This is a genomic window from Neorhizobium sp. T7_12, assembly GCF_002968535.1.
GTDB classification, from domain to species: Bacteria; Pseudomonadota; Alphaproteobacteria; order Rhizobiales; family Rhizobiaceae; genus Neorhizobium; species Neorhizobium tomejilense.
Genome location: NZ_PVBK01000002.1, coordinates 394160 through 409082, shown reverse-complemented (window position 1 = coordinate 409082; position 14923 = coordinate 394160). Strand labels below are relative to the sequence as shown.

Below are 14923 nucleotides of genomic sequence, written 5' to 3'. Positions count from 1 at the left end.
GCGGGCTCAAGCCGCCTTGGCGATGGCATCGAGCGCGAGCAGCTTTTCGAGCAGCCGTGGCATGTCCTTCAGATGCACCATGTTGGGGCCGTCCGAGGGCGCGTTGTCCGGATCCTCGTGGGTTTCCAGAAAGACGCCGGCGACACCGACCGCGACGGCTGCGCGCGCCAGCACCGGCACCATGGTGCGGTCGCCGCCGGTCGAAGCGCCCTGCCCGCCCGGCTGCTGCACCGAATGCGTCGCATCAAAGATGACCGGAGCGCCGAGCGACGCCATGATCGGCAGCGAGCGCATGTCGGAGACCAGCGTGTTGTAGCCGAAGGAAGCACCGCGCTCGCAGAGCAGCACGTTCGGATTGCCGCTCTGGGTGAACTTGGCAAGCACGTTCTTCATGTCCCAGGGCGCCAGGAACTGGCCCTTCTTGACGTTGATGACGCGGCCGGTCCTGGCGGCTGCGACAAGCAGGTCCGTCTGGCGGGAGAGGAAAGCCGGGATCTGCAGGATGTCTACCGTTTCCGCCACGACGGTGCATTGCTCTTCCGTGTGAATGTCGGTCAGGACCGGAAAGCCGAACTCCTTCTTGAGGTCGGCAAAGATTTCCATGGCGGTTTCGAGCCCTATGCCGCGCTTGCCGGAAATCGACGTGCGGTTGGCCTTGTCGTAGGAGGATTTGTAGACGAGGCCGATACCGAGCTTGCCGCAGAGTTCCTTCAGCGCGCCTGCCATCATGAAGGCGTGGTCGCGGCTTTCCATCTGGCAGGGACCGGCGATCAGCGACAGTTTTGCGTCCTGCGCGAAAACCACCTTGCCGTCTCCCTCGCCGACGGAGACGCTGGAATTTGCGGTAACTTCCATGAACCTATTCCTCGAAGCCGAACAAAACACCCTGGCCGGGCGCCGCCGAGACGAGAACACGGCCCTCCCGGCGGACGAATGCGACGTCATTAGCAGCAAGGGTGATCTCTGTCACGGCAAGATCGGCCGTCTTGAAGATGATCACCCGGCCGCGCAGCCCCTCGGCACCCGGCGTCGGCGGCAGGGCGAATTCCGCCTCGAGTTCGTGATCCTGCAGGATGCGAATGTGGGCATTTGCCGCCGCAAGCTCGAGCGAAGCAGCCTCTGGCTTGGCCTTCGTCATCAGCACCTGCTCGGCCAGGGGTGCGAAATCGGAGGGCGCCGATGCCGACAGGATGATCTTGCTCAGCCCCATGACCGCATTGGAATGGTGCTCCAGTTCGCCGCGATCGGCCGGCAGGGGATTGATCCGCTGGCAGGAAAACATCAGGAAGTCGGGCGCCCGGTCATCACCGGCAAAAGCCAGCCGGAAGCTCGCCTGGGTTTCGGAACCGTCGGCCAAGGTCATCCCGCGGGAAAATTCCAGCACGTCGCCTGCCGAGACGCCGCGCATCTTGAAACGCGCGTGATCGGCCATCGCGTCGCGCGTGGCGACAACGAGCGCCGAGAAGCCCTGCCTGTCGCGTCCCTTGCGGAAGGCCAGATCGCGTGCGGTAAAAACGTTGCCACGTTTGGCGGCAGCGCTTGCATGACGGCGATTGGCAAGAGCCAGCGGCTCCAGGTAGCTGCCATCCGAGAAGAACACGCAAGCATTGGCTGTGCCGAAAGGATGAAAAGCGTCGGGCGCAACTGTAAAACCAAGCTTCGTGAGCCGGGAACGCGCAGCGGTAAGTCCCGCCACCGGCAGCACGAGATGATCGATTGGTCTTGCATTCACGCGAGGGCCCCCGGAATTGGAATCGCAAAGCTACTTTGGCAGCGGGCTCGCGCCGCGCAAGTGGTGTGGCTCGAGATATCTGGCACGCATCTATGAAGAAAAAATCATCATACTTCACAGAAATTTAGGGACTTGCAGAACACATATGGAACATATAGTGTCCGTTCTGGATTTGTTTCCGACTCTGAGGGTGCCAAAAGATGCTCACGCGCAAACAACAGGAATTGCTTCTGTTCATTCACGAACGCATGAAGGAATCCGGCATCCCGCCGTCATTCGATGAAATGAAGGATGCTCTCGACCTCGCGTCCAAGTCCGGCATCCACCGCCTGATCACCGCGCTCGAGGAGCGCGGCTTCATCCGCCGCCTGCCGAACCGGGCCCGGGCGCTCGAAGTCATCAAGCTGCCGGAAGCCTACTCGCCGAGCATGCAGCCACGGCGCGGTTTTTCGCCCAGCGTCATCGAGGGCAGCCTCGGCAAACCGCAGCCGGTCGCGGCGCCTCAGAAACCCGCCGCCAACGACGATTCACCGAACGCCACCACCGTTCCGGTCATGGGCCGCATCGCTGCCGGCGTGCCGATCTCGGCGATCCAGAACAACACGCATGACATCGCCGTGCCTGCCGAGATGCTCGGTTCCGGCGAACATTATGCGCTCGAGGTCAAGGGCGATTCGATGATCGAGGCCGGCATTCTCGACGGCGATACCGTGATCATCCGCAACAGCAATACGGCCAATCCGGGCGACATCGTCGTGGCGCTGGTGGACGACGAGGAAGCGACGCTGAAGCGCTTCCGCCGCCGCGGTGCCTCCATCGCCCTCGAAGCCGCCAACCCAGCCTATGAGACCCGCATCTTTGGGCCGGACCGGGTGAAGATCCAGGGCAAGCTCGTCGGCCTCATCCGCCGGTATCACTGATCATCTGCCGGAGCGGTTCCGGCAATGAACTATCGAAACCCTGGCTTCGCCAATCATAGTGGCGGTGCCGGCTCCAGGGACGATCTGCGCCCGCCATGGCGGCACGGATCTGCCAGCGCCGAATGTCGGTCGCGCCGTTGAGGGAGATCTCCAGGGCACCCGTCTTGCGAAGCGTGGCACCGTTGATCATCAGGGCGCCGGACCGGCATTGGTCGAAGCGGGCACGCGGCGCAATGACAAGACTGGCGGCGTCGCAGGCGGCACCCGCATAACGGCCGTCCTCGACAACGATAACGATGCCCTTGCCCGTGCTTGCCGCACACCAGGCCGTCGGCTTGCAGGTGAAGCGGCCGGCAGGCGCCTGTTTTATCCTCGACTTTGCCGTTTCGAGTTGCTGCGGGGTCAGTTCGGGGCGCTCTTTGGTTCTCTCGCCGGGCGGCTTGTCGCCGGGCGGCTTGTCGTCGGGTGGCTTGTCCCTGGATGGCGACATTTCAGGCTTGGTCGGATCGCCGAGCAGAAGCGCCCTTTTCCATTGGCCGTAGACGAAGTCGGGCGGGCGGGCGCGATTGGTGGCGACCCCTTCTCCGTCTAGAAGTGCTACCATCGCCCCGTCTTCCGAGATCAGGATATCCGGCAGGGACATCGACCGCTCCTGCCAGGAAAGCAGTAGAGCGGTCACCAACAGCGGCAGGCCTATCAGCCTCAGTCTCGTCCTCATGAGCGTCAGCAGCAGGAAACCTGCCGTCGAGACAGCTAGGAACCAGGGATGCTGTCGCCCTATGCCGACATCGCCGCCCCAGGCGGCGACGTGTTTGGCGATGGCGATCACCCACTCCAGGCCGAGGCCCATGAGCTTCATGAAGGGCGCATCGAGGCCGAACGGCATCAGCAGCATGCCGGCCAGCCCCGCCGGCATGACCACGAAGGAGATGATCGGCATGGCGGCGAGATTGGCGGCAAGGCCGTAGGTGGCGATACGGTGGAAATGCTCGACCGAAAACATGGCGGTCGAGATGCCGCCGATCAGCGACGTCACGAAGATGCCGGCCGCGAAATTCCAGGATGCCAGCACCGGCGTCACCACGGGGTGATGGAGTGGCAGAGGTTCGGGATCGCGGCGTTCTGCCCTGTGTTTCCAGAGTGCGTAGCCGGCGACCAGGGCGGCGGTGGCGGCAAACGACATCTGGAAGCTCGGCCCCAATATTTCCGAGGGCGACATGGCGATGATGACCAGGGCGGACAGCGCGACATTGCGCAGGCTGATCGATGGCCGATCGAAAAGCACCGCGACGAGCATGATCGCCATCATGATATAGGCCCGCTCGGCGGAAACGCCGAAACCGGAGATCAGGTAATAGGCCGTCGCCATCATCAGCGCGCCGAGTGCTGCGATCTTCTTGACCGGATAGGCCTGCGCGAAGCCCGTGAAGACGGAAAGCACCGTGCGCACGCCGACAAAGAAGATGCCGGCGGCGAGCGCCATGTTCAGCCCCGAAATGGCGACGATATGGGCGAGGCCCGACAGTCGCAACGCCTCGGTGGTGTCTTCGGAAATTGCCCGGCGCTCGTCGGTGACGATCGCCGCGGCAAAGGCGCCGGGATCTCCGGGCACGGTCACCCGGATATGGGTTGCGATTGCGCTGCGCAGATCGAAAAGCCGGGTTTCGACCTCCGCAATCCAGCTCCGGGTTGATTGGACAGCAGCCTGCTTTTTCGGCGCTCCATAGAAAAATCCGACCGCACCGATGCCGTCGAAATAGGAAGAAAAGGCAAAGTCGTTGAGGCCCGGCAAGGCGGGTCCGGACGGGGGTGAAATGCGAGCGCGGCCGCTGATCGTCTCGCCGGTTTGGGCCGGCTCATGGCGGGACCTTGCGAGCAGCGATACACGCTGCGGTGGGCGCCTGACTTGCGGATTGGAGGTCCGCTCGATGCGGACGATATAACGCCATCGCCCTTGGGCGTCGATCTCCCTGCGCTCGACCACGCCGGCAAGCTCGGTGGTCACCGGCGTATCGAGAATGACGGTGGGCCGCCTCCAGGTCTCGAACTGCGCCAGCATCATGCCTGCGAGAAAGAGTGCGAGAGCGAGCGGCAACAGGTGCGTGGCACCGGACCGGTAGCGCGAGACGACAACAAAGATCGCGCAGACGCAAAAAAGAAGGAAATACGGCCAGAAAGCCGGGGTCTGCGGCAGCACAAACCAACAGGCGGCCCCTGCCCCGACGATAACGGGCAGAAAAAGGAAGCCATGGCCATAGACCGTCTCCTCTTCCAGCATGACCGGGAGACGGCGCCGCAGCCGGTCGAGGCGTCGGATCGTCGAGCGGCGAACGGACCCGTCTGACGTGTGAACCGGCGGGCTGCGTTCGATCGCGGGAAAAAGCTCGGCTAGGTCCCGGACCTTGACCGAGTCGGATGCTCCTCCGTTTATGCGGAGATCCGGCGGCCGGGATATCAGCTTCCCTGCCTCGGCATGCGTCGGAAATGCATCTTCCTCCGGCATGAAACGCTCTGTTCGCCCAACCGCCAGACATGCGGCAATGCAACCTGCGCGCTTCCTCCCCGGCCGTCAACCAACGGTTAAATATCGGGAATTCCGAGGCGCGAAAAAGGCCTGCAACAGGAAGTTGGACATCCAAGCAAAAGCCGCTGCCCAATATTTTTTCGCGCTGCACAAAATGCCGTCACGACAGCTTGGCATCAGCTTTCGGATCATATAGCTAAACTGTGGACGCTTAATTCTTGTGGCGCTTTTTGGGCGCCATGCCGCCAAAAGGTTGGAGGATCAGCATGACGGATACAAGCGCAAATCTGGTAATCGGTGACAGAAAAGTCGATCTGCCGGTCAAGTCGGGCACCATCGGTCCGGACGTGGTCGATATCGGCGCTCTTTACAAACACACCGGCACCTTCACCTACGACCCGGGCTTCACCTCGACGGCGTCTTGCGAATCCAAGATCACCTATATCGACGGCGACGCGGGCATCCTGCTGCATCGCGGTTATCCGATCGAACAGCTGGCCGAGCATGGCGACTTCCTGGAAACCTGCTATCTGCTGCTTTACGGGGAACTGCCGACCGCTGCGCAGAAGAAGGACTTCGACTATCGCGTGACCCATCACACGATGGTGCATGAGCAGATGAGCCGCTTCTTCACCGGCTTCCGCCGCGACGCCCATCCGATGGCCGTCATGTGCGGTTGCGTCGGGGCTCTGTCCGCCTTCTATCATGACTCGACCGACATCACCGACCCGCACCAGCGCATGGTCGCTTCGCTGCGCATGATCGCCAAGATGCCGACGCTTGCCGCAATGGCCTATAAGTACCATATCGGCCAACCCTTCGTTTATCCGCAGAACAACCTGGACTATGCGTCGAACTTCCTGCGCATGTGCTTTGCCGTTCCGTGCGAAGAGTATGTGGTCAACCCGGTGCTGTCGCGCGCCATGGACCGCATCTTCATCCTGCATGCCGACCACGAGCAGAACGCTTCGACCTCGACGGTCCGCCTCGCCGGTTCCTCGGGCGCCAACCCGTTCGCCTGCATCGCGGCCGGCATTGCCTGCCTCTGGGGCCCGGCCCACGGCGGCGCCAACGAAGCAGCGCTCAACATGCTGACGGAAATCGGCTCGGTCGACAAAATCCCGGAATACATCGCCCGCGCCAAGGACAAGAACGATCCGTTCCGCCTGATGGGCTTCGGTCACCGCGTCTACAAGAACTACGATCCGCGCGCCAAGATCATGCAGAAGACCACGCATGAAGTGCTCGGCGAACTCGGCCACAAGGACGATCCGCTCCTGCAGGTCGCGATGGAACTCGAGCGCATCGCGCTCACCGACGAGTATTTCATCGAGAAGAAACTCTACCCGAATATCGACTTCTATTCGGGTATCACGCTGAAGGCGATGGGCTTCCCCACCACCATGTTCACCGTGCTCTTTGCTCTCGCCCGTACCGTCGGCTGGATCGCCCAGTGGGCCGAAATGATCGAAGATCCGCAGCAGCGCATCGGCCGCCCGCGTCAGCTCTATACCGGTGAAGCGCAGCGGGACTACATCCCGGTTTCCAAGCGTTAATCCGCAAGCGACACCCAACAAAAAAACCCGGTCAGAGACGACCGGGTTTTTTTGTGTCCAGAACCTGAAGAACGATGCCGGCGGCCGCTTCGCCCGGCGGCACGGGCACCTGCAGGCGCTCCCAGGTGAGGTCGAAGCCCTCCAGCATGGCGCGCCTTTGCATCGTATCGGCCGAAAGCCGCTCGGCCCAGCGGCAGAGGCTTGCCGGCCGCACCACCTCGTTGACGTATTCCGGCACGACGACATAATCGGCGATCAGGTTCGGCAGGGCGCCGGACCAGGTCTTGATGCGTTTTGCGAGCATGGTGATCAGCCAGTCGGCCTTGTAGGCCGAAACCACCGGGATTCCGGCCAGGCCGAGTTCGAGGATCACCGTTCCGGAGGCTGCAAGTGCTGCATCGGCCTCGGCAAAGGCCGCCCATTTGCCGTCCGCATCGGCGGTGATCTCAAGCTTGATCTCGAAACCGGCGGCGATCTCGCGCACCAGCTTTTCCTGCCGTGGAACCGTCGGCAGCACGAATCGGGTCGGCCCGTTGCGCGCAACGAACTCGCGGGCCGCCTCGCCGAAGATCGGCAGCAGCACCTTGATCTCCGCCGAACGGGAGCCCGGCAGAAGCATGATCGTCTTTTCTTCCCCCGGCTCCTTCACCGGGCGCCCGGCCCGGATGCCGCGGACCTTGAGGAGCGACGGGTCGGCTGTCAGACGGTGACCGACGAAGGTGGTTTCCGGCCCGCCGAGACGCTTCATGGCCTCAGGCTCGAACGGCAGCACAGCCAGGACATGGTCGACATAGGGAAGCATCGCCTTGGCGCGATATTCCTTCCACGCCCAGACGCTCGGGCAGACGTAGTTGACGACCGGCAGGTCCGGCAGCGCAGCGCGCACCTTCTTGGCGACCCGATGGGTGAAATCGGGGCTGTCGATGATGATCAGCACATCCGGCCTGGCTGCAATCATGGCGGCCGCCGTCTGGCTAATCCGCTTGATCAGCTTCGGCAAGCGGGCGATCACTTGTGTCAGCCCCATGATCGACAGTTCGGAAAAGTCGAAGAGCGAGGTAAGGCCTTGTGCCTCCAACGCCTCGCCACCGACGCCGACGAGTTCGACCGGGCCGTCATGAGCTGCCTTCAGGGCCGCAAGCAGATCGCCGCCGAGAAGATCGCCGGATACTTCGCCGGCTATGACGCCGACCTTCAAGGTCTTGACCATCACAATCCTCCTTGCGGCAGGCCGGGATCGATGCCGCAGACGAAAATACCGGCAGCATCGGCCGCGGCAATCATCTTCGCTTCTTCCAGCACCAAGGCGCGGCCCGCCTCCACGGCGATGCCGGCGAGACCGGCCTTGATGGCGTTTTCGATGGTCGACGGGCCGATCGTCGGCAGATCGGCACGCATATCCTGTTGCGGTTTGCAGAGCTTGACGAGCACGCCCTTGCGGCGGGCGGAGATGCGGCCCTCGGCGCGCAATGCCGTCACCCGCTCCAGCATCCGGTCGGTGCCCTCGACGCCTTCCAAGGCCACGACACGTCCGCCGACGCTGACCGCGCCTTGGCCGATATCGAGCTCGCCGAGACGCTTGGCGGCTTCGGACGCCCGGTCGATATCGCGGCGATCGTCCTCGGAGGGCGCATGGGCGCCAAGCGGTCCGGTCCTTGCAAGCAGGCCGGGCACGATGTCGTGGGCGCCCAGCACTTCGCAGCCCATCGCCTCGATGAGCTTGATGACCATCTGCAGCACCGAATCGTCGCCGCCGGAAAGAAGCGTGCGGACAACCGAGGGGACTTTCAGGATCGTGCGGAAGGTCGGATGGATGTCGCGCCAGTCGGGCCTTCGGGCAACGCCGCCCGACAGGATGACACGGGTGATGCCCTTGTCGCGAAACAGGCGTTCGATCGCCGAAAGATCGCCGACGCCGACGGAGACCGCTTCAAAACCATCGAAGCTCTGATCGGATTCGTTTGCGAGCGCTACGATCAGAGGCGCTTCACCGGCCGCCTGTGCGGCTTTTGCCACATAGAGAGGCAAGAAGCCCTTCCCGGCGATGATTGCCAGCCGGCCCTTCGGCGCAAGGCTCGGGAGGCCGGCCATGTGGGATCAGCCCTTGCCGCGGAAGGTCGAGGAAATGGCACGATCGCTCTCGGCCGCGATGAAATCGAGGATTTCCATCGCTTCCTTGCAATCGGCGTAGTCGTTGCGGATCGCCGCCGCGTTGGCGCGGATGTTACTCTCGCCCTCGAAGATCTGCTTGAAGGCGCGGCGGACGGTATGGATCGTCGCGCGCTCGACGCCGGCCCGGGTCATGCCGACCACGTTCAGGCCACCGAGGACCCCCGGATTGCCGTTCAGCATGCCATAGGGGATGACGTCGTAATTGACGGCGGTAAGCCCGCCAATAAAAGCCTGGCGGCCGATGCGGGTAAACTGATGCACGGCGCAGCCGCCGCCGAGGATCGCCCGATCCGCCACGTGGACGTGCCCGGCCAGCATGACGTTGTTCGACATGATGATATCGTTGCCGAGCTGACAGTCATGCGCAACGTGCGAATTGGCGAGGAACAGGCAGTTGTTGCCGACCACCGTCTTGCCGCCGCCGCCGACCGTGCCGCAGTTCATCGTCACGCCTTCGCGCATGACGCAATTGTCGCCGACCGTCAGGGTCGAATCCTCGCCCGCCTCATGAAGGCTCTGAGAAACACCGCCGATGATCGCCATCGGAAAGATACGGCAGTTGCGGCCGATCTCGGTGCGACCGCTCACCACGGCATGCGACAGCAGTTCGACGCCATCCTTCAGCACTACGCGCGGGCCGACATGCGAAAACGGGCCGACGACGACGTTCTCGCCGATGACGGCGCCGTCCTCGACCAATGCTAACGGATGGATGCGCGCGCTTGCTGCAATGCTGCTCATTCTTCTTCCTTGCGCCGGATCATTGCGCCGATATCGGCTTCGGCAACAAGTACGCCGTCCACCTTTGCGTCACAATGGAATTTCCAGATATTTCCGCGCTGTTTCTGCTTGGTAACGTGGAATTCGACCCGGTCGCCCGGCACAACCGGCTTGCGGAAGCGGGCATTGTCGATGGTCATGAAGTAGACGAGATTGCCGCCCTCGCCTTCTTTCCTGGCGCAGATGGCGCCTGCAGTCTGCGCCATGCCCTCGACCAGAAGCACGCCCGGCATGATCGGCTTCTCCGGGAAATGCCCGGTGAAATGCGGTTCATTGGCGGTGACGTTCTTGATGCCGATCGCGGAATTGTCCCCGTCGATCTCGACGATCTTATCGACCAGGAGAAAAGGATAGCGGTGCGGCAGCAGCTTCATGATTTCCTGAATATCGGCCGCGCCGAGCACCGGCTTGGTCTCATCAGTCATTCTTCTTTTCTCCTCTGCGTTTCGCCCGCTCATCCGAACGCATCAAGACTTCCGCGGTATCGCGGAGGAAATCCGGCATCGGGCGGGCGGGAATACCGCCATAACGCGCCCCGGCGGGAATATCTCCCACCACACCGCTCATCGCGGCGATCTGCACGCCGTCTCCAATCGAGATGTGTCCATTAATACCGGATGCGCCGCCGATCAATACACCGTCGCCGATCCGCGTCGAACCGGCTATGCCGGCGCCGCTGGCTATGCCGCAATGGCGGCCGATGCGCACGTTGTGTGCAACCTGAACCTGGTTGTCGATCTTGGTGCCTTCGCCGATGACCGTATCGTCCATGGCGCCGCGGTCGACCGTCGTGTTGGCGCCGATCTCGACATTGTCCTGGAGGATGACGCGGCCGATCTGGACGATCTTCAGCATGCCGCGCGGACCCGGCGCAAACCCGAAGCCGTCCTGGCCGATACGGACGCCATTGTGAATGATCACGCCGTTGCCGATGAGAGCCGCGACCACGCTCGCGCCGGCGGCGATCGTGCAATCGCGGCCGATCCTGACGTCGGCACCGATGATGGTTCCGGCGCCGATGCGGGTGCCTGTGCCGATCTCCGCCCGCGCGCCGATCACGGCCATGGGCTCGATTTCGACGCCGGGTTCGAGCCTGGCGGTCGGATCCACGAACGCGGCGGGCGAAATGCCCGGGGGAAACGAAGTGATCGGAGACGGCCGCATCGCCACCGGATGCAGGATAGCACCGGCCTGGGCAAACGCAGTGTGCGGCGTCTTGGTCAGCAGAACCGGGATATGGGCCGGAATGATCGAACGGATCGCAGTATCACAGATAATCGCGGAAGCCTTGCAGCTTTCCAGTTCGTGACGGCTTTTCCGGGACAGGATATAACAAATCTCGCCCTCGCCGGCCCGCGCGACGGGTGCAACGGAACGGATCAACCGATCGCCGGCGCTGCCATCAAGCAGTTCAGCCCCAAGAAGGGCGGCCAACTCGCGCAGGCTCACGCCATCATGGGGCGGAAAGAATTCATTGTGGTCCATAAAGCTAAAGCTCCAGAACAGATTTCCGCTCGCAACCGCGAGCGGAAATGATCAGAACTGGTTCGCCATGCTGAACCGGAATTCCTGGGTTTCGTCGAAGTCTTCCTTCATGACCGGATGCGCGTAGTCAAAGCGGATGTTGCCGAACGGCGACGCCCACATGATACCCGCACCGACGGAAGCGCGCCAGTTCATGCTGGTGCCCTGCGCGGTGCTGGTGCCGAGCGGGACATCATTGCCGTAAAGGGTACCGGCATCGGCGAAGACGGCAGCACGCAGGCCGAAGTCTTCCGGAATAGCCGGCATCGGCATCGACATTTCGGCAGAGGCCGTAAAGTAGGTCGTGCCGCCGAGCGCATCGCCGTGATCGGCGGTACGCGGACCGATACCATCGTTCTCGAAGCCACGGATCTGGCGACCGCCGATCGTGAACTGGTCGAAGACATGCAGATTGTCGCCGGTGGAAACCACATGGCCGGCACCCACTGCGATGGAGCCGATCAGGTCAGCTTCGGTCGACAGAAGCTGGAAATAACGGGCACGACCGGAAATCTTGTAGAAGTCGGAGTCGCCGCCGAGACCGGCATATTCATGCGTGATCGTCGCGTAGAGACCTTCGCGCGGCAGCGTCTGGCTGTCGAGCGTGTTGTAGGTCAGCGTCTGCGAAATCGACGACTGAACGAACTTGCCCTGGTCGATCATCGAGATGTAGGGCGACGAAAGGTTATCGTCTGCGGTGCCAGGGACGCCATCGGTACCAAAGGCACCGTCGTTATCGTACTGGATTTCCTTGTAGGTGTAACGGAACGTGGTCGCCAGATCTTCGGTGATCGGCGCCGTTACGCGCAGGGTGACGCCCTGCTCATCGTAGTCGTAATACTCGTTCGAAGAGGTCTTGCTCTTGAACAGGTCGAAACCGGCCGCCAGACGATAACCGAGGAAGTAGGGCTCGGTGAACGAAAGGTTGTAGCTGCGGGCCTCATCGAGACCACCGCCGACTGCGACGCGGATGAACTGGCCGCGGCCGAGGAAGTTCTTTTCTTCGATCGAAGCTTCGAGCAGGAAGCCGTCGCCGCCCGCCGAGTAACCGGCGCCGATACCGAACGAACCGGTGGGCTGGTCTTCGACATCGACAACGATGACGACGCGGTCAGGCGAAGTGCCCTGCGAGGTCGAGATATTGACGGTCGTGAAATAACCGAGCGCCTCAAGGCGACGCTTGGCGCGCGAGATCATTTCCTGGTTGAAGGCATCGCCTTCGCTGAAATCGAATTCGCGGCGGATGACATAGTCACGCGTGCGGGTGTTGCCGCGGATCTCGATGCGCTCGACATAGGCGCGCTCGCCCTGGTCGACGAGGTAGGAAACACCGATCGTGTGGTTTTCCATGTTGCGGTCGCCGCGCGGCGTGACGCGAGCGAACGGATAACCGGCCGCGGCGACGCGCTTGGAGATCGCTTCCATCGACTTCTGGATTTCGCGGGCGTTATAGACGCTACCGGCGCGGGTCTGAACCAGACCTTCGAGGTCCTGGCCGCTGATGCCCTCGACCGTGGATTCTACCGAGACATTGCCATACTCGTAACGCTGGCCTTCCTCGACCGTGAAGCTGATATTGTACTTGTTGCTCGATTCATCGAGCACCGCTTCCGACGAGATGACGCGGAAGTCAGGGTAACCGTGGTTATAATAGAACTGGCGCAGCGCTTCCTCGTCGGCGCGCAGCTTGTCCTCGCTGTAGACGTCCTTGCGGGTCAGGAAGGACAGCGGACCGGATTCCTTGGTGATCAGCACCGACTTCAGGCGGCCATCGCCATAAGCCTGATTGCCAGCGAAACTGATGTCGGCAATCTTGGTGCGGTCACCTTCGTTGATGACGAAAGCAAGGTTGACGCGTCCCTGGCCAACATCAGCGGTCTGGGTGGTGATCTGAACGTCGCTGCGGCCGATGGCGCGATAGGCTTCGCGCAGACGCTGGATATCTGCGTCGATCAATGCCTGATTGTACGGGCCGAGCGGCTGAGTCTGAACGACTGCCTGAAGCTTGTCGTCCGTGATCTTGCGGTTGCCGTTGAACACGACCTGGTTGATGAGCTGGTTCTCGCTCACCGACACGACCAGCGTGCTGCCGGAAACACTGATTTTGACATCCGAGAAATAGCCGGTCGAATAGAGCTTGCGGACCGATTCATCGATGTCGTTATTGGAGAAGTTGACACCCGGGCGGATGGTCAGATTGGAACGGACAGCCTCCTCGCCGGCGCGCTGTGCGCCGCGGACCTGAACGCTCCGGATAACCGCCGCTTCGGCAGAAAGTGCGGAAGCAAGTACCAGTACACCTGCGCCCGATGCAACAACACTAGCAGACAGCGCAAACGCCGACACTGCGTTCAAAAACTTTGAACCAGCCTTCATTTCAATTCTTACCTTTTCCCGTTGTCCCTCGGCGGGTGGTGCCCGACTCCGGCCACGTGTGTCGTTTTACCTTCTTTTGACCTACAAGCAAGGTATCGCGTTAATTTCTGTTTACTTACTTCCCTTGCGTGACCCAATGGCCACGCAACTGTTGGAAACATGGTGAATAAACAGTTTCTTTTTACGATTTGAAGGACATCAACCGATCAGATTGCTGATGTCGTTGAAGGTCGCGAAGACCATGAGGCTCAAAACCATCGCAAGCCCGATGCGGAAGGCGATCTCCTGCGCACCTGAGCCGAGCGGTCGGCCACGGATGGCCTCGATCGCGTAGAAGACGAGATGACCGCCGTCCAAAATTGGCACAGGCATGAGGTTCAAGAGCCCGATGGAGACCGAAAGAACCGCCGCCAGCTGGACCACCGCCGCAAAGCCGAGCGTCGCCATCTGGCCCGACGCCTGGGCGACCCTGACAGGCCCGCCGAGCTGGTCAGCCTTCATCCGCCCGGTCACGAGGTTTCCGATATAGCGGAAGGTGCCGGTGACGATATGGCCGGTCTCGGTGACGCCTTCGGCAACCGCCTGCAGCGGCGTGAACATCTCGATGCGGAAATTGCCGCGCTGTTCGTTGGTGACGATGCCGATCAGGCCGAGCTCGACCTTGTTGCCGAACTGGTCGGTGACCTCGGAGCGCTTCGGCACCATCGGCAGATCGAGGTCCTGGCCGTTCCGCTCGACCGTCACGACGATCGGGGTATCCGGCCTGATGCTGACATAACGCCGTACATCGTCGAAAGTCCGGATGCGCGAGCCGTCGAGCGCCACCAGCCGATCGCCGGGCTCAACGCCGGCCGCAAGGGCGGCACTTCCCGGCTGGACTTCGGCGACCACGGGATCGGCGACGACCTTGCCATAAACGCTGAAGAGGACGGCGAAGATGGCAATCGCCAGAATGAAATTGGCGATCGGGCCGGCCGCGACGGTGGCGGCCCTCTTCCACAGCTTGGCGCCGGCCAGCGTCTGAGCCTTTTCTTCCTCGCTCATGCCCGCAAGGCCGCTCGCATCCGGCAGGCTCGCGGCGTCCTCGTCGCCGAAGAACTTGACGTAGCCGCCAAGCGGGATCGCCGAGAGCTTCCAACGGGTGCCATGACTGTCGGTGAAGCCGACAAGCTCCGGTCCGAAGCCGACAGAGAAGGCAGTGACCCGGATGCCGCACCAGCGTCCAATAAGATAGTGGCCCATCTCATGCACGAAGACGAGCAGGGACAGGACCAGCACGAAGGGGATGATATAGCCGGTAAGGAAGCTGAGGATGGCCATCAAAATTTCCGTTTCAACA

The 14923-nt window shown here is 62.1% G+C and carries 12 protein-coding genes; 2 read left to right on the top strand and 10 right to left on the bottom strand.

Going from position 1 to position 14923, the window contains the following annotated elements; translation table 11 throughout:
* Positions 1-6 precede the first annotated feature (6 nt).
* Together kdsA and C5J26_RS07965 are read right to left on the bottom strand one after the other, a co-directional pair.
* Positions 7-855, bottom strand: coding sequence for a 3-deoxy-8-phosphooctulonate synthase (gene kdsA / locus C5J26_RS07970; protein ID WP_105401258.1), 849 nt, complete (start codon positions 853-855; stop codon positions 7-9).
* A 4-nt stretch (positions 856-859) separates the two neighbouring features.
* Entirely contained in the window at positions 860-1732 is an 873-nt protein-coding gene (locus C5J26_RS07965; RefSeq protein WP_105401257.1) for a VOC family protein, read from the bottom strand.
* A 200-nt stretch (positions 1733-1932) separates the two neighbouring features.
* Here C5J26_RS07965 and lexA point away from each other — a divergent pair, with 200 nt between their 5' ends.
* Positions 1933-2652 (top strand): transcriptional repressor LexA, encoded by a 720-nt coding sequence (gene lexA / locus C5J26_RS07960; RefSeq protein WP_105401256.1) that lies wholly within the window; start codon positions 1933-1935, stop codon positions 2650-2652.
* Here lexA and C5J26_RS07955 read toward each other — a convergent pair.
* Entirely contained in the window at positions 2633-5155 is a 2523-nt protein-coding gene (locus C5J26_RS07955) for a ComEC/Rec2 family competence protein (protein WP_105401255.1), read from the bottom strand. The two genes, lexA and C5J26_RS07955, sit on opposite strands and share 20 nt — an antisense overlap.
* Before the next feature lie 287 nt (positions 5156-5442).
* Here C5J26_RS07955 and gltA point away from each other — a divergent pair, with 287 nt between their 5' ends.
* A complete protein-coding gene (gltA, locus tag C5J26_RS07950; protein WP_046637704.1) occupies positions 5443-6732 on the top strand; it encodes a citrate synthase in 1290 nt (429 codons plus the stop codon).
* Between the two features lie 31 nt (positions 6733-6763).
* Here gltA and lpxB read toward each other — a convergent pair whose 3' ends face one another.
* From lpxB to rseP, 7 genes are all read right to left on the bottom strand, one after another.
* Positions 6764-7942: a lipid-A-disaccharide synthase gene (lpxB, locus tag C5J26_RS07945; RefSeq protein WP_105401254.1), complete on the bottom strand. Its 1179-nt coding sequence runs from the start codon at positions 7940-7942 to the stop codon at positions 6764-6766.
* The gene (locus tag C5J26_RS07940; protein WP_105401253.1) at positions 7942-8823 is read right to left on the bottom strand and encodes an LpxI family protein; all 882 of its coding nucleotides are present in this window, start codon (positions 8821-8823) and stop codon (positions 7942-7944) included. The genes lpxB and C5J26_RS07940 overlap by 1 nt, the downstream gene beginning before the upstream one ends.
* Before the next feature lie 6 nt (positions 8824-8829).
* Positions 8830-9645, bottom strand: a complete 816-nt coding sequence (gene lpxA / locus C5J26_RS07935) for an acyl-ACP--UDP-N-acetylglucosamine O-acyltransferase (RefSeq protein WP_105401252.1) — start codon at positions 9643-9645, stop codon at positions 8830-8832.
* On the bottom strand, positions 9642-10109 hold the full coding sequence (fabZ, locus tag C5J26_RS07930) for a 3-hydroxyacyl-ACP dehydratase FabZ (RefSeq protein WP_046637708.1): 468 nt from the start codon (positions 10107-10109) through the stop codon (positions 9642-9644). The genes lpxA and fabZ overlap by 4 nt, the downstream gene beginning before the upstream one ends.
* Positions 10102-11169, bottom strand: a complete 1068-nt coding sequence (lpxD, locus tag C5J26_RS07925; protein ID WP_105401251.1) for a UDP-3-O-(3-hydroxymyristoyl)glucosamine N-acyltransferase — start codon at positions 11167-11169, stop codon at positions 10102-10104. Before lpxD ends, fabZ begins: the two co-directional genes overlap by 8 nt.
* Positions 11170-11220: 51 nt before the next feature.
* The gene (gene bamA / locus C5J26_RS07920; RefSeq protein WP_105401250.1) at positions 11221-13584 is read right to left on the bottom strand and encodes an outer membrane protein assembly factor BamA; all 2364 of its coding nucleotides are present in this window, start codon (positions 13582-13584) and stop codon (positions 11221-11223) included.
* Positions 13585-13782: 198 nt separating this feature from the next.
* A complete protein-coding gene (gene rseP / locus C5J26_RS07915) occupies positions 13783-14904 on the bottom strand; it encodes an RIP metalloprotease RseP (protein WP_105401249.1) in 1122 nt (373 codons plus the stop codon).
* Between the last annotated feature and the right edge of the window lie 19 nt (positions 14905-14923).